Annotated in this window: 10 protein-coding genes; 6 read left to right on the top strand and 4 right to left on the bottom strand. The window is 61.4% G+C overall.

The features are described from left to right. Positions 1 to 47: 47 nt before the first annotated feature. The 4 genes from HGK27_RS08710 to HGK27_RS08725 form a co-directional block, all read right to left on the bottom strand. Positions 48 to 3,308 carry an error-prone DNA polymerase gene (locus tag HGK27_RS08710; RefSeq protein ID WP_206240173.1) on the bottom strand — a complete coding sequence of 1,087 codons (3,261 nt, stop codon included), beginning with the start codon at positions 3,306 to 3,308 and terminating at the stop codon, positions 48 to 50. After that, positions 3,308 to 5,149, bottom strand: a complete 1,842-nt coding sequence (locus HGK27_RS08715) for a DUF6504 family protein (RefSeq protein WP_206240174.1) — start codon at positions 5,147 to 5,149, stop codon at positions 3,308 to 3,310. Before HGK27_RS08715 ends, HGK27_RS08710 begins: the two co-directional genes overlap by 1 nt. Next, the gene (locus tag HGK27_RS08720; RefSeq protein WP_206240175.1) at positions 5,067 to 5,840 is read right to left on the bottom strand and encodes an ImuA family protein; all 774 of its coding nucleotides are present in this window, start codon (positions 5,838 to 5,840) and stop codon (positions 5,067 to 5,069) included. The genes HGK27_RS08715 and HGK27_RS08720 overlap by 83 nt, the downstream gene beginning before the upstream one ends. Positions 5,841 to 5,923: 83 nt before the next feature. Then, on the bottom strand, positions 5,924 to 6,595 hold the full coding sequence (locus tag HGK27_RS08725; protein ID WP_322099024.1) for an SOS response-associated peptidase: 672 nt from the start codon (positions 6,593 to 6,595) through the stop codon (positions 5,924 to 5,926). Between the two features lie 120 nt (positions 6,596 to 6,715). Here HGK27_RS08725 and HGK27_RS08730 point away from each other — a divergent pair, with 120 nt between their 5' ends. The 6 genes from HGK27_RS08730 (at position 6,716) to HGK27_RS08755 (ending at position 19,045) form a co-directional block, all read left to right on the top strand. Then, positions 6,716 to 7,732 (top strand): IS110 family RNA-guided transposase, encoded by a 1,017-nt coding sequence (locus HGK27_RS08730; protein WP_206240176.1) that lies wholly within the window; start codon positions 6,716 to 6,718, stop codon positions 7,730 to 7,732. Positions 7,733 to 8,277: 545 nt separating this feature from the next. After that, positions 8,278 to 13,572 carry a hypothetical protein gene (locus HGK27_RS08735; protein WP_206240177.1) on the top strand — a complete coding sequence of 1,765 codons (5,295 nt, stop codon included), beginning with the start codon at positions 8,278 to 8,280 and terminating at the stop codon, positions 13,570 to 13,572. A gap of 298 nt (positions 13,573 to 13,870) precedes the next feature. Continuing rightward, the gene (locus tag HGK27_RS08740) at positions 13,871 to 15,298 is read left to right on the top strand and encodes a hypothetical protein (protein ID WP_206240178.1); all 1,428 of its coding nucleotides are present in this window, start codon (positions 13,871 to 13,873) and stop codon (positions 15,296 to 15,298) included. 111 nt (positions 15,299 to 15,409) lie between these two features. After that, positions 15,410 to 18,073 carry a hypothetical protein gene (locus HGK27_RS08745; RefSeq protein WP_206240179.1) on the top strand — a complete coding sequence of 888 codons (2,664 nt, stop codon included), beginning with the start codon at positions 15,410 to 15,412 and terminating at the stop codon, positions 18,071 to 18,073. Between the two features lie 60 nt (positions 18,074 to 18,133). Further along, entirely contained in the window at positions 18,134 to 18,631 is a 498-nt protein-coding gene (locus tag HGK27_RS08750) for a hypothetical protein (RefSeq protein WP_206240180.1), read from the top strand. A gap of 150 nt (positions 18,632 to 18,781) precedes the next feature. Beyond that, a complete protein-coding gene (locus HGK27_RS08755; protein WP_206240181.1) occupies positions 18,782 to 19,045 on the top strand; it encodes a hypothetical protein in 264 nt (87 codons plus the stop codon). Positions 19,046 to 19,455: the final 410 nt, after the last annotated feature.

Raw genomic sequence — 19,455 nt, forward strand, 5'->3', positions numbered from 1 at the left:
TCACCTCTGTGCTGCGCCAATTGGCATGCTGGCGGCCTGAGGCCGCTTCAATGGAAATCGTGACTGCGGATGGGCAGGATCTCGTCCTGCTTGCCGTCAGTTCGAAAGGTCGGTGCGGCCAGAACCCGCCCCTTGGGAAAGCCTGGATCGCGTGGATCGGGTCCACCGCCATGAGCAGCGCCGTCGCCGCGTCCCGGCGCGAGCTTCAAATCCGCGCGCCCGATCGAGCGCAGCATATCATCAAGGCTGGTGATCCGGTCGGTGATGACATGGATGATCTCGCCTTCCTTCTGCAGGCGACCGCGTACCGCGATCATCGATGAGGACATAATCTGGCGGCGGTAGATCTCGAAGCGGTCGGGCCAGAGGATGGCGTTGGCCACCCCGGTCTCGTCCTCGATGGTGACGAAGAGCACGCCCTTTGCCGACCCTGGGCGCTGGCGCACCAGCACGATGCCTGCGACCTCGATGTTGCGCCCGTCGCGGATGGTCTGGAGATCCGCGCAGGTCACGACCTTCATGGCGGCCAGTTCCTCGCGCAGGAAGCTGACCGGGTGGGCGCGCAGGGAGAGCTGGATCGAGCGATAGTCCTCGACCACCTCGCGGCCTTCGGTCAGCGCCTTCAGGCTGACGGTCGGCTCGATGCCCTCCGGTGAGAACTGGTCTTCGCGGGCATCGGCGGCAGCGAACAGGGGAAGGGGCGCTTCCCCCAAGCCCTTGACCTTCCACAGGCCCTGACGCCGATCCTGGGCGACGGCGGCGAAGGCATCGGCCTCCGCCAGACGCTCGATGGCGGCGCGGGGCACGCCCGCCCGGCGCCAGACCTCCTCGACGCTGCCATAGGGAGCGTTGCCCCGCGCCGCGACGATGCGGGCGCCGTGAAGATTGGCGAGGCCGCGCACCTGCCGGAAGCCGAGCCGGACGGCGAGATGTCGGCGGTTGGTGTACTCGAGCGTGCAGTCCCAGTGGCTTTCGTTGATGGAAACTGGTCGCACCTCGACCCCATGCTTGCGTGCATCGGCCACGATCTGGGCCGGGGCGTAGAAGCCCATGGGCTGGGCGTTCAGCAAGGAAGCGCAGAAGACATCGGGATGATGGTGCTTCATCCAGCAAGAGGCATAGGCGATCTTGGCGAAGCTGGCGGCATGGCTCTCCGGGAAGCCATAGGAGCCGAAACCCTCGATCTGCTTGAAGGTGCGCTCGGCGAAATCGCGGGGATAGCCCCGGGCGACCATGCCATTGACCAGCTTGTCGTAGAAATGGGAGACACCGCCGGTCATCTTGAAGGTGGCCATGGCGCGGCGCAACTGGTCGGCCTCGGCGGGTGTGAAACCGGCGCCGACGATGGCCACCTTCATGGCCTGCTCCTGAAAGAGCGGCACACCGAGCGTCTTTTCTAGCACCGCCTGCAACTCGGGCTTGGGATACTCCGGCTTTTCCTTGCCTTCACGGCGCCGCAGATAGGGATGGACCATATCGCCCTGGATCGGCCCGGGGCGCACGATGGCGACCTCGATCACGAGGTCATAGAACTTGGCGGGCTTGATCCGGGGCAGCATCGACATCTGCGCGCGGCTCTCGATCTGGAAGACGCCCAGCGTGTCGGCCTTCTGGATCATGGCATAGACTGCGGGATCGTCCTTCTGCAGATCAGCCATCCCTATGGCGATGCCCTTCATATCGGCCAGCATGTTGAAGGCCCTGTTCATGCAGCCGAGCATGCCCAGCCCGAGCACGTCCACCTTCATGAATTTGAGGGCGTCGATGTCATCCTTACCCCATTCAATGATCTGCCGATCTTCCATGCGGGCAGGCTCGATTGGCACCAGATCATCGAGCCGGTCCTGCGTCAGCACGAAGCCCCCGGGGTGCTGGGAGAGATGGCGGGGGGTGCCGATGAGCTGCCGCGACAGGTCGAGGCAGAGGCGCAGGCGGTGATCGTTCGCATTGAGGTTGAGGCTCTCGATCTGCTCATCGGAGATGCCGTCGACCGACCAGCCCCAGACCAGACCGGTGAGCATCTTGGTCAGATCGCGTGGCAGGCCCAGCGCTTTACCAACCTCAGCCACGGCGCCGCGCGTGCGGTAGCGGGTGACGACGGCGGTGAGCGCCGAGCGGTGGCGACCATAGGTCTCATAGATCCACTGGATGATTTCTTCCCGGCGCTCATGCTCGAAATCAACGTCGATGTCGGGCGGCTCCTTGCGCTCGCCCGAGACGAAGCGCTCGAAGAGCAGTTCATGCTGGATGGGATCGATGGAAGTGATGCCCAGGAGATAGCAGACACAGCTGTTGGCCGCACTCCCGCGCCCCTGGCAAAGGATCCCCCGCCGCCGGCTCTCGGCCACGATCGAGTTGACCGTCAGGAAATAGGGCGCGTAGCCGAGCTGGCCGATCAGCTTCAGCTCATGATCGATCTGGGCGCGATAGGCAGGAGGCAGGCCCCCCGGGAACATCCGGAGCCCTGCCGCCTCGGTGAGGTCGGCCAGCGCCTCCTGCGCACTGCGTCCTTCCATCACCTGCTCATAGGGATACTGGTACTGGATCTCGCCCAGATCGAAGCGGCATTGCGCGGCGATATCGGCGCTGGCCTGGATGGCATCGGGGAAGGCGGCAAAGCGTCGCTCCATCTCCTCGGGGGATTTGAGGTTGCGATCCATAAAGCGCTCGCGGCGGTAGCCCAGCGCGTCGATGGTGGTGTGCTCGCGGATGGCGGTCAGCACATCCTGTAGTGGGCGCAGTTCCGGGGTGTGATAGAGGACATCGCCCGTCGCTACGCTGCGCAACCCCGCCTTGCGGGCGAGGGCGTTGAGCTGGTGAAGCCGCGCGAGATCGCCCGGGCGGCGGCGGAAGGAGAGGGCGCAATAGCCGCGCTGCCCGAACAGTGCCTCCAGGGCGGTGAGGTCTGCGGTGGTCCGATCGTCCGGCGCATCGGGAACGAGGATCGCGATCATGCCCTCGGCGTGGCTTTTCACATCGCCCCAGTCGAGCAGGCAGCGGCCCTTGCCACCGCGTGCCTTGCCGACCGAGAGCAGGCGGGTAAGGCGGGACCAGGCCTCGCGGTCCATGGGATAGAGCAGGAGAGCACGGCCATCGGTGAGATCGACCCTTGCGCCCGGGATCATCCGCACGCCGGTGTCCTTTTGCCCGGCCCAGCCACGCACCACGCCGGCGACACTGCTGCGGTCGGCCAGACCCAGCGCCGTATGGCCCTGTGCCATGGCCATGGAAAACAGCTCCTCGGGTGCCGACGCGCCGCGCAGGAAGGAGAAGTGGCTGGTCACCTGAAGTTCGACATAGGTCGCCATCAGCCGAACAATCCGTGGAGATACCAGCTGAGATCGCCGGTATCGGCCTGCACCCCGTCGCCCCGACGGAACAGCCAGAAACGCTCCCCGGTATGGGCCTCGACCATGAAATAGTCGCGCACCGCCCACATTTCGCGGGCGCTCCTCCACCACTCGCCATGGATGCGTTCGGGGCCTTCGCCCGAAGTCACCTGATAGGTGCTCCCGCGCCAGACGAAGCGGCGTGGCGGGTGGTCCGGCAGCAGGGCCACCACGCGGTCGAGCGGTTCGGGCCGGGCGAGCAGCCGAGCGGGGCGCTTCCAGCCAGGCCAGCCGCTCGGGGTCGCCAGAGGTTCGAGACGCCGCGTGGCGCGCTCGGGCACATCGCTCTCCTTGAGTCCCATGCGGAACAGGCCCTGACTGTCGATCCGGCCGGTGAGCTGATCCACCAGCGGCGCCAGATCGGGGGTGCTGTCCCCGGTGCCGAGATCGGCGCGCATGGCCTCGGGCTGCAGGTCTTCCACCCGCTGGGCCGACAGCGTCATCGCCTCGATGCCGAGGCCCGGATCGATGCGGTCGACCCGCATGGCCAGCATGCGCTTGAGGTGCCTGGCATCCCGGCTGGCCCGCGCCGTGCCGATGCCGATCCGCTGCTCGCCGCCATCGACGACGAGACAGGTGAGCACGGCGGCGCGCAGGCCCAGCCTGCGCTCCTGGAGCTGGGCGACCAGATCATTGACCAGATCGCCGATCACCTGATTGATCGTCTCGGCGGTGCCGATGGGTTCGAGCAGGCGGAGTTCGGCTTGCGGCTGCTCGAAGGGCACCACCGGAATGATGGGTTCGGCCACGACGCCCCGCGCCTGATCGAGGCGCTGGACAGTGGCGAGGCCCAGACGGCGGGCGAGGGGGCCGCGCGCTATACCATAGAGGTCGCGCACCCGCTCCAACCCGAAGCGGGCGGCTGCCTCCAGTGCCGAGGGCGCCAGCCTGAGCGCCGCGACCGGCAGGCCGGCGATGGCCTGGGCCTCCCGGCCCTGTTCGACCAGTGTGATGGCCTCGCCGCCGTAACGCGCCAGCGCATGGGCCGCGCCCGGCGTGCCAGCGATGGCGATGCGCGCCGAGAAGCCGAGGCGTGCGAGGAAACGCAGGAGGCGGCGACAGAAGCGTTCCTCCCCGCCGAAGAGATGGCTGCTGCCGGTCAGGTCAAGCCAGAGCCCGTCCTGCCCCGAGGTTGCAGCGGTGGGCGTCCAGTGCCCAACGGCATGGAGCGCCAGACGGTCGAGCCAGGCCTGATCGGCCTCGGGCTGGGCGTCGCGCACATCGAGATCCGCCACCAGCGCGCGGGCATGGGCGGCGGCCATGCCGGGATGCAGGCCCAGGCTGATGGCGACGGGACAGGCAGCGGCGATCACCTCCTTCTGGCCGGTGCGGGCGATCAGCACCATGGGACTGCCCCACAGGTTGGCCCAGGTCAGGCGCTGGTCCTGCATTGGAGAGCTGGAGGTGGCCCTGGCAGGCGGCGCGCGCCCGCCGTCGTCGCCCGGCAGCGTCCTGAAGGGATGGTCGGCATGCTCGCTACGTCGGCCCATCTCGCGCATGGTCGGCCGCTGATGGGCGGGCAGGGCGTCAAGCTCGGCCTGCGAGGGTGCCCGCCCTCCAAGCGCGCCGTCGCGGGCCCAGCGCGCACCGGGGCGCCAGCCACCGCCGCGTGGAACCGAGCAGGCGCCGGGATCATCGTCGATAGGTTCGATGGCGGTCGAGGGGGCCAGCAGCGGCTCAAGCCGCCCGGCTGGCTGCTCCAGTCGGCGCAGCCGTTCGATCGACAGAAAGGGAAGGGTTAGACAGGCTACCCTTGTCATCGCAGGCGTCCAGATCGAGGGAAAAGGGATTGCCGCCGCGCTGGCGGACGAGCTCGACCGACCAGCGCGGGCGGCCGACGCCGGGATGCAGCGGCGGCAGGGATGGCACGCAGCCGATGCGCCAGCGCGTCATGGCCGAGGAATTGGTGGTGAGCGGGCACTGATCGCGCGAACGGTGCCGGCGGTAGAGCAGCATGGGTGTCTTGCCATCGCTGGCCGCCAGCTGGAGCCGGCGCGTGGCGGTCGTGTCGGCCGCCTTGACCTCGGCGATCACGCAGGCGAGCGAGCCGTCGCGCAAAGCGTCCTCGGTGACCGCCAGCACCTCCTGGTCGTTCTTGCCCTGGGCATAAAGGAGCTGGCTCGGTCCGAGGCCGACCTGTTCCAGGCCAGGGGCGTAGAGATCGAAGCGGGACAGGGCCCAGAGCACAGTAAAGCCGGGCTTGCTGGCGAAGCGTGCGGCGATCCCTGCGGCGAACAGCGATGCAGCGGCGTCGTCGCCAAGGCGGGACGAGGCGGCAACGATCTCGTGAAGGCCTGCGCCGTCAACGCCGCCCGCCGCCATCCGGTCGTCGAGCATGGGCACGTCGAAGGGCAGCACCGGTCCGCGCAGGCTGCGCACGCCCGCCAGCTCGGCACGCAGGGTGGCGAGCTTCTTACGCGAGACGGCAGGGAGGGCGGCAGGCTGGGGCATAGGAAAACGACTCTTTAGTTCCCTTTATGTTCCGTCTGTGGCCGAGATTCGTCAAGCGCGATGAAATGGCTCGATTGAGGGAGTTAGGATTTTTGTCCCCCGAAAAGGGGAAGCTCCGCGATCTCTTCCGCATAGGTCGGTCTGGGCGTGCCATCGACCCAGCGGTCGTTGGTCTGTTCGATCACCAGCTTGCCGAGCCAGGTCTTGCACAGGGCAAAGGCATCGGCAGGCGGTGCATGCAGCCAAGTTTCCCATTGCTCGCGGTGCAGGATCACCGGCATTCGGTCATGCACTTCAGCCATCTGGGGAGAGCCCTCCACCATGACCATCGAGTAGCAGTTCCCCCAGAGATCGGTGTTTCGCCAGATCCCGCCAACGGCGAAGGGCTCGCCGCCCGGCAGGCTATGCCATGTGCGGGTCATGCGCTTGTTCCGTCCTTGAGGCTCAGCCCACTGGGTGAGCGGGATCAGGCAGCGACGCTGCTCGAAGCTCTCGCGCCAAAAATCGGTGTGCAGCTTGTCGTCACGAGCGTTGTTGGTTGGTGTGGGCGCCAGCTTTTGGTCCTGCGCTCCCCGTCCAACCCTGGGGAAACCCCAGTTCATCACCCTAAAGTCTGTGCCATTGGTCACCAGGCCGGGGTAGTTCGGCAAGACTTCTTCAGCGGGGATATTCGTTCCCACAGGCACCTCGGCCCCGAAAATATGGGCGATCTCGGCCTTGCCGGTGCGGAGGCGATAGAGGTTGCACATCGGCATAGTTTCGCTGCTGATTAGGTCATGTCAATGTCCGCTGCGTTGGACCCCGCGTAATTGATGTAGCCACCCTGCCTGGATGTTACGAAGTCGCATGAACGCTTCAATGCAGGAGGGTGACCGATGTCGATCTATGCCGGATTGGATGTGAGTGACAAGACCACGCACGTTTGTATCGTCGACACCGATGGTGCGGTGTTGAAACGCGATGTCGTGGCCAGCGATCCCGATGCGTTGGCCAAATGGCTCAATAAGCATTGTCCTGATCTAGCGCGGGTGGTCCTGGAAACGGGTCCCTTATCGACCTTTCTGTACCACGGTCTGGCCGAACGCGAAGTGCCCGTCGCGTGTATTTGTGCCCGCCATGCCAAGGGCGTGCTGTCCGCGCGGGTCAACAAAAGCGATGTGCATGATGCAGAGGGATTGGCGCAGCTCGCCCGCACTGGCTGGTTTAAGCGCGTTCATATGAAAGCATCCGCAACGCATATCGACCGGGCTGCGCTGCGGATCCGTGCGCAGCTGGTCACCACGCGCGTGGCGATGGCTAACCAATTACGCGGGTTACTGAAGTTGTTCGGCTTGCGGATGGGCAAGGTCACCACCTCCGGAAAACGCACCGAACGTCTGGCGGCTCTTTTCCGGCAGCGCCCCGATCTCGCAGACCTTTTTGCGCCGCTTATCGCCAGCATCGAGGTCATGGAGGAGCAGCTGCGCGCTTCTAATCGCCTGCTGGAGGGGCGAGCGGCGGCGGATCCGGTGTGCGTGCGGCTGATGAGCGTCCCTGGCGTTGGCCCAATCACGGCCCTGACATACACAGCCAGCGTGGAAGATCCGCATCGCTTTGCCCGAAGCGAAGATGTCGGCGCTTATGCAGGCCTGGCGCCGCGCCGAAGCCAATCGGGTGACCGTGATGTGCTGGGGCATATTTCCAAAGCCGGCGATCCGATGCTGAGGCGATCTCTCTATGAGGCGGCAAATATAATGCTGTCCAGGGTGAAAAGGCCTTTTGCGCTCCAGCAATGGGGGCAAAATCTTGCGGAAATCAAAGGCAATAAGCGCGCCAAGATTGCGGTTGCCCGCAAGCTGGCTGTACTGCTTCATTCGCTTTGGCTGAACGAGACGGAGTTTCGCTGGGCATGAAACCAGCGTCCTTCTTCCCGGTCAGCCATGCCTGGACGATCTCGCCCGGACCGTAGAGGTGCAACCTCGAGTTGGACCCAGAGACGTCCCCCCTTTCGCCTGGCCGCGACCATGAAGGCTTGGACACATTGCTATCAAACGCTGTTCGATGACCTCGAAGACAACCGTTGGCACCGGGAAAAGGAATGCCCATGAGAATATCAATTAGACAACGATCCGGAAGTACGGCTTTCAGGGGCGAAGAGCGCTCAAGCTGCCGTTGGTTCAGTTCGCTACACGGCAGCTTCGTTGCACACTCCGGAAAGACAGCTTCCGATCGTTCACTTGGCTTCGCCTAGATCATGCGAATCGAGGGATCATCCGAGTCACCATGGGTCGTGACAGGTCCTTGATGGGAGATGCAGTGCATAGTCCACCGAACATCGCCCAACTTCTACCTGTCGTAGAGCGATATGAAGGGCGGTTCCCGGACCACGCTTACGAGAGTGCAAGCAATTGAAGCCGGGCAATTGGCATAGTGAGCGGGCTCGTGTACGAAGATGGAGATGGCAAAGAAAACGACCGGCGCAGGCTCGAAGCAGAAATTGTTGAAGCGTGACACCGCTGGCTCCGTGCGCAAGCGAGTTGCCACCACCCGCTCAACTGCTGGCCCGGGGTTTGATTTCGAAGATCAGGTGGCAGCCTGGGCCTTGCTTTGGATGCTCTCCGGGGAAACCCTGCCGGCTCTTGAAGGCAAAGGACTCCAAATTCAGTCGCAAGTCGGGGCGTTGGGCTGGGCGATCGATGATCTTCTTGTGACCACCACTTGCGCAGGAAAAGAGCGCAGTCTCGCAATCTCCTGCAAGAGCAATATGCAGGTGTCGCGCAACGGCTTTCCGCCTGACTTCGCCGGCCTCATTTTAAAGCAATGGCGTGAGCAAACCGGGCCGTTCGATCGCGAGACCGATCAGCTCGCATTGGCGACACGAGGCTCGAATGCCCAGTTCGAAACGGCTTGGGCCGACATTAAGCTATGGTGTGAAGGTCGCGACCTAGCCCTTGTTCTCAGGCGGATCAATGCCTCTGGCAAGCACCAGAGAGTGTTTGACAGCCTGCGTAACGCGCCGGATCATGCTACTGCTTCTGAGGAAGAAGCTGTCGAAATCATCCGGCATCTTCACATTTTGCCTTTCGATTTCCAGCTGGCGCAATCGAAGGATGCATCCCACGCGATCAATCAGTGCCGGCATTTGTTGGCCAATCGTGATCGGGCCGAGGCACTCACGCTTTGGCGGGCGATCATCGGTGCAGCCCGAGATACACGGCTGGGTTCGGGCACTTTGTTGCTTTCGGATCTCTGGCACCAGCTCAGGAGCAGCTATGCCCTCCAGGCGCATCCTGATTATGCGGCGTCCTGGACCACCCTGGAAAACCTCACGTGTGATTATCGGGCTGACATCCAGACAACTCTTCCAACCGGGTATAGGGTCGATCGATCTGAACGCTATGCAGAGTTGGAAAGGGTTTTAAAGCAGGCGCACGTTGCAGTCGTCCTGGCAGATTCAGGTGTCGGCAAATCTGCTCTTGTCAAGCAGGCCCTCGACGACCGCTTCCCGGACTGGCACCAGGTCTGGCTTGGCCCGGAAGAACTCAACACGGCACTGAGTGCCGCAAAGCGATCGTTGCTGCCGCTTTCCCATCCACTACCCGAAATTCTGAACGCCACCGGCCATCCGCGCAATGTGCTGGTGCTGGACTCTGCTGAACGCTTCACTGCGGCCGACCTGCCTGCGGCGAAGCAGTTGATCGATCTTCTCGTTCCTCGGGATGCCGGCACTGCATCAAGCTGGAGCATTGTCCTGACCAGTCAGCCGCAAAGCTGGTCGGCAACATGCCGGCAGCTGTTTGGGCAAACTCCGCCAGAAGCGCTTCCTCTCGATCCGCTCGATAACCAGCAGGTGAGGGAGGCAATCTGCTCTAACCCATCTTTGCGCTGGCTTGTCGCCTATGATCAGACGGTTGCGGCCCTCAGTAACCTTCGAACCCTGTTCTGGTTCATGAGCGCAGCCGATACATTGGGCAGCAACACAGACGCCCCGGCTTCCCATGCTGCGGTTGCCGATCATCTCTGGCACTTCTGGACGGCCGGCCGGATCGATCTGCAAGGGGTGATGATGCGGCTGGCCAAACGAGAAGCCTCGTTCGAACGCAGTTTCGCGATATCACAGCTTGAGGGGGCTGACGCGACCATCCTGCAAAGCAGGCCCTCACAATTGCCGTTGACCGTGAGGCACAATCGGATCGCATTCGAGCACGATCTGGCCGCCGATTGGGCAAGGTTTCAATATCTCAAGGAAATTTCCGAGGATGTCCCGGCATGGGCTGCATATGCGTCCAATCCTCTTTGGGCAGGCGCCCTACGCATGCTTGGGCAACATCTCTTGCGGGAACCACGGGGCGAGGAAACAGCATGGGACCAAGCCTTTCGTTTGGTGTGGGAGGGAAAACCCCCTCTCGCACTGGATGTCCTGCTCGATGCGCTGTGCCTGGACCCGGAGGCAGAGCACTTACTGGAGGAGCGTGCCGAGTTCCTCCTGGCCAACCGGGGGCAATGGCTCAACAAATTCCTTCGCCGGTTCCAGCATGTTGCCACGGTGCCGAGCCAAGCGCCCGCGTTTTTTGGCGCCACGGTTCCTGGAGGCCTCTTTTTCGATGCCAACTACCGGACGGTGGTAGCCGGCTTATGGCCTGGAGTGGCAATGTTTTTAGCGCGGCATGAAGATCGTGTCGCTGATCTCATGCTTCCGTCCGTTTCCGATGTCTGCGCCACATGGCTGAATGGTGTACCAACTCACATCGGCAGCATCGCCACCCCCTTTCGTCGGGATTTTGCACAGCTTGCGCTCAGGACAGCACGGGTGGTCCAGGCAGACCGGGCAAGCGGGACGATCCATATCGGTGAAGATCCGCCATTCTTTTCGGCGGCTCTGGCAGGAGCGCCTGACCTTCCCGATGAGGTGGCGCAATGGGCTCTCGAAATGGCAGGGCGCCGGGACATCTCCGATTTCGTGAGCGATCGCGTCATCGAGGTGCGGCGCCGGAAGGCGGAGGAGCGAGAGGAACGCATGCGTACTGACCCTGTCTATAGGGCGGGGCAGGAGAGAAGACATGCTGCCAGGGCCCCGATGTCGATCTCGATGCGCCGATCCCGCCCCGCATGGCCACTTGGCCCGCAGCGCAGGGTTGATCACGACTTTGAAGCGCTGAACTTCAAGAGCGAGGCCCTCTGGCCGCTGATGCGGGTCAATCCAGCTGCGGCCGCTGAGGTGATCACAGCCCTTCACCTGGATGATAATCCACACGAGGATCGTAACTCCGCGCTCCAGCTTGAGCCTGAATTGGGCTTTTCCTATCAGAGGGATGCCTATCCTACTGCATTCTGGAAAAGCCCATTCTTCTCTTTCCTTGAGATATCGCCGGACGGGGCGCTTGGCGCGCTCATCGATCTGGTCAATTTCGCGGTCGAGCGCTGGGTGGCCGGCCCGCGCCATGATCCTGATTTTCCAAGAGCTGGCATCGAGCTATCTGCCGGTAACACGACGATCACCTATCGCGGCGACGGCGGGATGTTCAGGTGGGGCCAGACAAATTCCATGCATAACGGCACGCTGTTTTCAGCGCTGGATGCACTAGAACGCTGGCTGACGGTAAGATTGACGAATGGGCGTGATTGCACCGCCTATATCGAGCGTTTGTTGAGAGAGGGGCGGTCGACCGCCGTTCTCGGTGTCCTCGTCAATGTTGCAAAATTCGAGCCGAAGCTGCTGTCCGGAGCGCTCGCGCCTGTGCTCTCAAATCCCACGATCTATATGTGGGATGACTACCGGGTGAGGGTGATTGATGAAAATTTCATCGGGTGGAACTGGGCGAAGTTTGGTGACGCTGTTTTCGAACTTGCCAAGGGATGGGCGTTTGCTGCGCATCGCAAGCTTACGTTGAACGATGTCGCGGTCGCACGCCTGAAAGCGGATCCCGCCTTCGCATCCGATCTCAAAGGTTCGACATCCGCATGGGAAATCCCTGATGTTCCGGCACGCGCGCTGGACCTCAGCATCTTGCAGGCATCGCTCGACCGGGACAACTATCGTTTATCGGAGCCCACCACGGACGGCGAGGCCGAGTTGGTGTTCGAATGCCCCGAAATCCTGCTCCAGGAATATGAACGTCAAAGCACGGACGACGACACCGATAGGGGCGCGGCTATACTGCCCTATAAGTGTCGCTCTTCGATCGAGAATGGGGTCAAGTTTGATGATCAGAGCGCTACGACTCTAGCAAACCATCTGGCAAATGTTCAGGCCGGGACAGGGCTCGATGAGAGCATCAAGGCTCGCAATGTGATTGCCCTGTCCTCGGTCCTTATCTGCTGCTGCTATCAGTGGATATCGAGGCAAGCCGAGGCTTTCAGGCAAGTTTGCGATGTGGTGAAGGAGGCGGCCCTTTCACTGCCTGATGATGCGAATGGCGTACGTCGCTATCGAATAGGCACATTTGACGAGGACATGGTTCTGTGGGGCTCGGCGATTATGCAGCTATGGCTGCACGACGAGGAGAATCTCGATATCTGGGAGCCTCTGGTCGTCAGGTTTCTGTCGAGCGGCGAGGATCGGGCAATACGCATTGTCCGTGACGCGGCCTTTCAGCATCGCTCCTCGCTGGGCGATGCCTGGTGGCGCTTGATGCAAGTTGGACTGTTCTGGTCTGCACTCATAATGCTTGCTCCCCGCGAAGCCGACGATGGCATTGGCGCTGCTGTCTGGAACCAATGGCTCGCTCGGTTCCGTCGGATGAAAATCCGCGGCGTCCCAGCTTCTGCGCATGCGATTAAAGTGTCCCGGGTCATCGAAGGCTATGAACGTCTCGAGGCAGACGGGTGGCGAAAGGCGGTCGCATCGAAAGAGACCAGCCGGCGTTACCGCGCGCCTGAAGACCGGGTGTCGGCAGGGGTCGAAAGACATTTCCTCAACACCCTTTTCCAATGGCTCCTGGACCGCGAGCACCCACTTGGGCCCAATGAGGTGGCGACGGAATTTCGTCTTTGCTTGGACCTTTGGGGTGCTGAGGTCAGGGAGATGAAGTCGCGTCGGAACGAGAAGGGAGAATATCCGCTCCCGAGCGACCTAGGCTACAGTCTCCTTTCCAAATTTGCATCGTTGCTTCTGGTCGGCCCGGTCGAGAAAGCCCCGGACCTGTGGGAAGCGGTCTTCGCGCTGGGCAATGACGCTCATGTGGCAGTTGAGCAGTTCATCAACGCCTTCATGCGTTTGGCGGGCACCTGTGATGACCAGAGATTTCGAAGCGTGTGGCGAGACATGATCGTGTTCGCCCTTGCCCAGGGTTGGCACGAGCGCGACCGCTGGTTTTATGGAGAGGGCTATTTGCGGTTGCTGCTTGGGTTCGGCAACGGCTCTCTGGCGAAGCTCCAGGAGCGATTGCAGACGCTGGAGGGGCTGAAGGATGTCTACAAGCTATGGGCTGAGATCCATTTAAGTCTGGAAGAGGACAATCTTGCCGGCTTCGCAGATTTCCTTCGCGGGGAGTTCGCAGCATCGCTCCGGTTGGAGGGCATCGTGTGGATCGCGGCTGCCGTGGCGAAGGCGCCCCTCTTGAGCCGCTTTTATCGCGAGCGGGCCGGCCCAGCTCTGATTGATTTGCTTGACACTACAATTAACGAAAACGGCGCCGAGTTGCAGCAAAACCAGACTGTTCGCGATGCGGTGATCTCGATTGCAGCAGAATTGGCTGGCAAAAGCTTCCGAAATGCCCTCGCGCTGCAGGATCGGATCAAGCTTATCCGCTAGACGAGTCATCCTCCTTCGCTAAACGTGCCGTTGGGTGCGATCTCGGGCTGCTTGAAAACCGGCAGGAGCCCGCTTGGGGAGATCCCGAGCGTGGTGGTTTCCTATGTGCATCGGGTCGAGTGCAATCGACATCCGTCCCCATTCCGGAACTCCGCTTTTCAAAGAATGAGGCATGGCGATGATGTGGTTAATCTCTCCGCCAAGTCTCTGATTTTCGCGCCTTGCAATAGGAGGCGCTGAGCGATTAGATGGGCTCGCGGAGCACACTATGTGATTTTGCCAAGGGGGGAGGTACGCATTGAAAAGCGGGGATGAAAGGTCGGACACGCCCGAGGCGCCTACGCCTCCTTTCGATGCGAGTGAGGCCCAGTTAGATGCCGATAATGGCCTCGATGCTGACGCAGCATCTGTGAGCCATGGTCTGCCGGTCTCGGCAACTCCCGCCGAGACGGTTGAGCCCGTTGAGCGGGAGGCGCTCGGCCGAAAACTTGGCGCAATGCTCCCAGGCACTACGCTCGGCTCCTTGCTGTATGACCAGAACGCTCTTGCCCGATCCCCTGCGCTTCAGTCTATGATGCGCAGCTGGCAGACCGATCCAGAGGCGCTGGGCGCGGTTGGCAAGATGCTCCGCAACCAGCACCTCCTCCCCCGTGGCCTCCTCACCGACAGCGCTTCTTCTGCTTTGCGCATGTTCGGCCACAAGCCGGCTTTCGACTTGGGGCTTGTGAGCCAACTGTCCCGCAGCAGCCGATGGACATACCAGCTCAGCGAGCGTTCCCGCCTGGACCTGATCTTCGGCTCCGATGCCCTGCGTCGTTCGCTCGGCAGTGAACTTTCCAGCCTGACCAACAGCCTTTCTGCCTTTTCCAAGCTCGGGCTCACCAATGCGGCGATCTCACCCCGCCTGGCCCTGCTTATGCAGCGCAAGCCGGCGCTTGAACTGACCTTGTCGAAAATGTCGGTGCTGGCCGGATCGCTCGACGTCATCGGACCGCACAGTGCCGCTGGCTTTGCGGCTGCAGGTACCTTGCTCGGTGAATGGACGACGCGTGCTGATCTGCCTGAACGCTTTTGGCGTCGGCAGTCCGTCCGCAGCGACTATTACCGGGACGCACAGGTCGATCCCGGCCTGATCGAGGCGCGTCATACTGATGTCGTCGAAGTGATGGTCGAAAGCGGCCTCGCCGAGGCCGCTATCGGTGCATCCGCACCAGCAGCCATCATCGAGGTCGGTAATCTCAATATTCGCCTCTCGGCCTCTTACCCCAATGTCGGCGCTTATCGCGTTCTCTCGGTGTTCGAAAACGCCATGCGCGAACTTGTCGCGAGCGTGTTGCAGGCTGCCCATGTCAATGACGGGCTCGATCCAGCCCATTGGTTCAAGCAACGCGTCAATGGTGACGTTCTTAGGCGTGCCCGCAAGCGACGATCGGAAGCCATCGCTGGTGGTGAGGCCTCCAGCGATCTCATTACTTTTATCGACCTGGGCGATCTGATTACGATTGTGACCAGCAACAACAACTGGCGGCTGTTCGAGCCCATTTTTGTGAGCAAGGAAGGTTTCAAGGTCGATCTGGAGCGCCTCAATGTCTGGCGCCGGCCGGTAATGCATGCTCGCAAAATCGATCCCGTTCAATTTCTCGAACTGATGCTGATCGTCAACCGCTTGATGCAGGCTATAAGGCTCTCACCCTATTGGGAGGCACACTGGAGCGAAGAGGCCTGATTAGCTGCCGTGCCAGCTGCATGCCGCAAGAGCCTGCCTCAATGAATTGGGCGCCGCGGAAGCGCCTCCTTTCGCGGCCGTCTGCCGTACAAGAGCCGATGGGGATGTGGTGTGGCTAAACAATTTGATCTGACGGCATTTCATGACTGGCTCTCCGACAAGCATCCCTGGCTTGCAGCCGCGATTGTCTCGCGAATGTCGCTGCGTCTCGTCCCCTATAGTCTTTTAGGGTTTCCCAATGATTCTGACGACGAGCGCACGCAGCAGATGCTGTTTGCCCGCCTGCGTCACCAGGCGATCGTCCGTGCGGCCCTGAGATCGCCCGATCCCAAAGCAGCTCGTGACGCTGTCCAACGAGCGCTGAATGATCAGCACGATTTCCATCCCAATCGCAAAGTCTTTCAGGCCAGTCGCTTTGCCTTGCAGGCTGCCGACGCGGCCATCGAAGGCCGCACCAACGCTAGCCTGATCGCTCTGAGTGCGGCCCGATCCGTACTCGACCTCGAGGGCATGTTTGAAGCTGTCACTGATGACTGTCGCTGGTGCGACGCGCACGGCGATGATGCTCTGGGACTACTCAATCGACCATTGTGGGCGACGCCGCGCCCGGGCTGGTTTGAAGCCTCGCTTGGAGGCCTATATGGCTTTTGGCTTGCCGGACCCGACAGTTGGTCGTGCTGGAACCATTGGTATGACTGGCGGCTCGACGGCCAACCGAACGAATGGGGACTGCCACCTGGCCTTGACCGACAAATGATTGCGCGGCTTATCGCAGCTGATGACGACTTCTGGCAGGTTGAGCGCGGTGGCCTCAAGCGCGTGAACGATGCTATCATGGAATGGGGCGTGGACCTCCAGGCAGAGGCAGCCGAAGATATCTATGCCAGGGACACTGAAAGCCTCAGCCTCAGCCTCGATGAGGTCGAGGGAGGCGTTCAGTCAGCGCAGGCACCACCAGTTACCAGCGAAAAGGAGGAGAGAGACAAAGCTCCGTCGGCAAGGTTGATTGAACGGGTCGCCGGAAAGCCGCGTGCCTGGCGTGATGCCATAGCTTTGCGCATGGTGCTTCGCAGCCTGCCTCTGGGTCTTATTTCGATCCCATTGCGGGAGAATAGGCCGCTGACGTTTGGGATCGCATGGCCAATCTTCCCTGCCGGCCTGCTGATGAGCGCGCTGATCCGTTACGACATAGATGGCGTTTCGCTTGGAGGGCTCAAGGCCGCGATTCTGCATAAGGACCAGATGACCTGGCAGGGTAATGGGGTGTTTGAGGCCTTTGAGCATGTTGCCGATGCGATGCGTGCTTCGTATGAGGCAGATGCCTTGCGCGACGCAGCAAAGGCCTGCGAAGCAGCCGTCGCAGTCTTCACTTCAGCGATCGATGAATTTAAGCTCATTGCTGCTGGAGAGCTTGCTCACAATCCCGGCTTTTCCGCTGTCGTGTACCGGTTTTCGGAAGCGCTGAAAGATATCCGGGCTGAGATGGTCAGGGTTCAACTGTGGGGCCAGGTCGATGCAGATCTGAAAGCCCTCTCCGACGGCATGGCCGTTGATGCCCTGATTGACAGTCCATTGTGGTGGAGCACTCAACCTGAGTGGTCTCTCAAGCTTTGGAGGGGTGTGCGGGCTCCGCTTGAGGAGGGCGAGTATGGGCATGGTCTCTGGACAGCCTGGTATGACAGGCGCCTCGCTGGAAAACCAACCAGTTTCGATTTCCCTTCGCAAGAAGCCGATTTGGAATTTCATCGCCGGTTTTTCGCGCAGCCACCCGCATGGTGGCGCGCTCCTGTTGAACAGATCAACGCCGAGATCGGTGGGTGGATAGAAGAATTGCGGCGCGTTCCCCCCGAGGCGGGCGAACTGGCCGACGACAGGCCGGGCAGTGGTATGCCTGTGTCATCTTCGTTGGAAGTCATTCCTCAGAGCGAGGTGGGGCTCACCTTTAAGCAGGGCGCCGATGGTGCTTTCGAGATTGATGAACTGGCCGGCGCCAGCTCACTGAGCACTACCCGCGAGGCACGGGATAGCCATGACGAGCTCAAGGACACCCTCGATGACGCAATCAGGCTGTGTGTGGGACATAATCAGGCAACCTCACTGATCCCTATCCTTTCTCAAATCAAGGAGTTGATGGGGGCAGCCCCGGTTGATCTTCGGATCGGACGCTTTATGCAGCGCGCTGAACGCGGCATCAAACTGGCCGAAGCCATGGCGATTGAACTTCGCAGTGCCGAGGATCTGTCGCGTCTCCCAAACGTGACACGGGAAATCGTGGTTGTTCTCGAAGCCATCCCGACGGCCTACTGGGCGATGGTTCACGCCGATCCCAGGCTTGAGCAGCGGTTGCGAGACCTCAGCGAAAAGTCATTTCAACCTGATCCTTCGCCCACCATTGGCGAGCTGGGCAGCGTGATCCGAGACTCAGTTGAGGACGGGGTGCTTTCCTCCAAGGCGGCTGGGATTGTAGAGGAGATGGCCGAAGGGCTTGATGATACCGCGGCGCTCGACACTCGCCGTGCGCAACGCTATTTCGAGACCGTCAAGAACCTTCCGCTGGCTGTCTTCTCCTCCATTTTGCGAAACAGGGGTAAAATTGCCTCAGGCATCGTGGCTGGGGCAGGGGCTCTGGCAACTGCGGTTAAAAGCATCGAAATCTTGGGCCGTTGGGTCGCGAGCCATAGCGATTTGCTTCATAAATTATTCGCGAATTATCCTGGCATTAATCATCTGATCGACGAGCTGGTCGCGGCTGCGAAGTTTTTACCACCGGGCTGAACTACAACAACGGTCGCACGGCATTCTGCTGCGCTTGTCATTCGCAAGGAGGAGAAGAACATGACAGGCGATCTCGCCGGAACGCTCTATCGAACAGGCCGTGCCCACGCCGCCGCGGCATGCCTGCTTTACGCGGCGGCCGTTCAGCATGCATCGGTCGAGGACCTCGCGGACCCCGTCGATCATGTCTTTAACGGCCAGAATTCGCTTTCGATCATGCACCTGCTCGGGCTCGGAATGGAGCTCATGCTGAAAGCGGCTGTGGTCATGAACGATGCCGGCGCTGATGAGACATTTCTGCGTGACAAGATCGGCCATGATCTGCTCAAGGCGATCAGTGAGGCGGAAAAGCGCGGTTTCACTTCAACGGCGCCATATCTCGCGGATATCGCGAAACTCCTCCACGACCCGTATCGGAAGCACTGGTTGCGCTACGGGCGACCTGATCAATTCGCCTTGCCGGGGGACTTCGACCAGGTGGTGGCGATGCTAGAGGGGATGGAAACCGAGTTGGGCCCCAATTTGGGTTCGCCAGCGCCCCCGCCGAATGCTGCGTAGGCCCTACGATCGCCTCGAACGCCCAGGAGACTTCTGCGTCGAGTAATGACCGCCAGGTCCTCGGCGTGGCACGCCAGCCCATCGCACTAGATCACCGGATAAAAGATGAGTTCAATAGCGCAAAAGCTCTAACAATGTCAGTGTCCAACATTGTCTGCAGTCGTAAGCACCGGCCGCCGCGACGAGACGCTGGCGCTCGAACGCTTTCTTGTCACCGAGGCCGGTCAACTGATGAGCCAGAGCTTTGAGCAAGGAAGGCTTCAGCTCCTACGCATGATCCTACCGGCGTCAACCGGTCAGTCGTCCAGCGCCATCGCTGCTGAAAGTCTCTCGTCTGCAACCCGCTCACGCCCAGTCACGCTCTTATTGCCGGTCGGAAAAGGACTGGACATCTACCTGCCGCTCGACGCGTGACCTGATAAGGGCAGGAGAGTCCCAAGGCCGGTCGATCAGAACCCTTCATGGCGGGGTGAACGACCGGCAGCTTTCGGCGAGGTCAATCCGGGCCGCGAACGGCGGGTTTGTCAGCGAGGGTGGCCGGGGCGTTGCCTCGTGCCGAACTATGCCTTTGACGACCGGGCGGTCGTGGAGACCGGAAGGTCCGGTTTTGATCTCCAGAATTGCGATAGCTGCCATTGGTGAGGACCTGACGAAACGAGGCAGCCAGGCGGCATCAGGATAAAAGATTTGAGCAGTCCGGCGCCATTCTGCCTTTTGGGACGTTAGACACTATGCCTGACGGTGGTTGAAAGTCGTTTGCCGCCCGGGAAATCATAGAGTGTTTGGCTGGAAGTGGTCGAAGCTCAAGCGGCATATGCCGGATC

Origin of the sequence: Novosphingobium terrae (assembly GCF_017163935.1) — a bacterium.
Classification (GTDB): Bacteria; Pseudomonadota; Alphaproteobacteria; order Sphingomonadales; family Sphingomonadaceae; genus Novosphingobium; species Novosphingobium terrae.

Excerpts from the sequence above, each read along its gene's own strand:
- HGK27_RS08710 (WP_206240173.1), bottom strand. The coding sequence starts at position 3,308 with ATGGCGACCTATGTCGAACTTCAGGTGACCAGCCACTTCTCCTTCCTG.
- HGK27_RS08715 (WP_206240174.1), bottom strand. The coding sequence starts at position 5,149 with ATGACAAGGGTAGCCTGTCTAACCCTTCCCTTTCTGTCGATCGAACGG.
- HGK27_RS08720 (WP_206240175.1), bottom strand. The coding sequence starts at position 5,840 with ATGCCCCAGCCTGCCGCCCTCCCTGCCGTCTCGCGTAAGAAGCTCGCC.
- HGK27_RS08725 (WP_322099024.1), bottom strand. The coding sequence starts at position 6,595 with ATGCCGATGTGCAACCTCTATCGCCTCCGCACCGGCAAGGCCGAGATC.
- HGK27_RS08730 (WP_206240176.1), top strand. The coding sequence starts at position 6,716 with ATGTCGATCTATGCCGGATTGGATGTGAGTGACAAGACCACGCACGTT.
- HGK27_RS08735 (WP_206240177.1), top strand. The coding sequence starts at position 8,278 with ATGGCAAAGAAAACGACCGGCGCAGGCTCGAAGCAGAAATTGTTGAAG.
- HGK27_RS08750 (WP_206240180.1), top strand. The coding sequence starts at position 18,134 with ATGACAGGCGATCTCGCCGGAACGCTCTATCGAACAGGCCGTGCCCAC.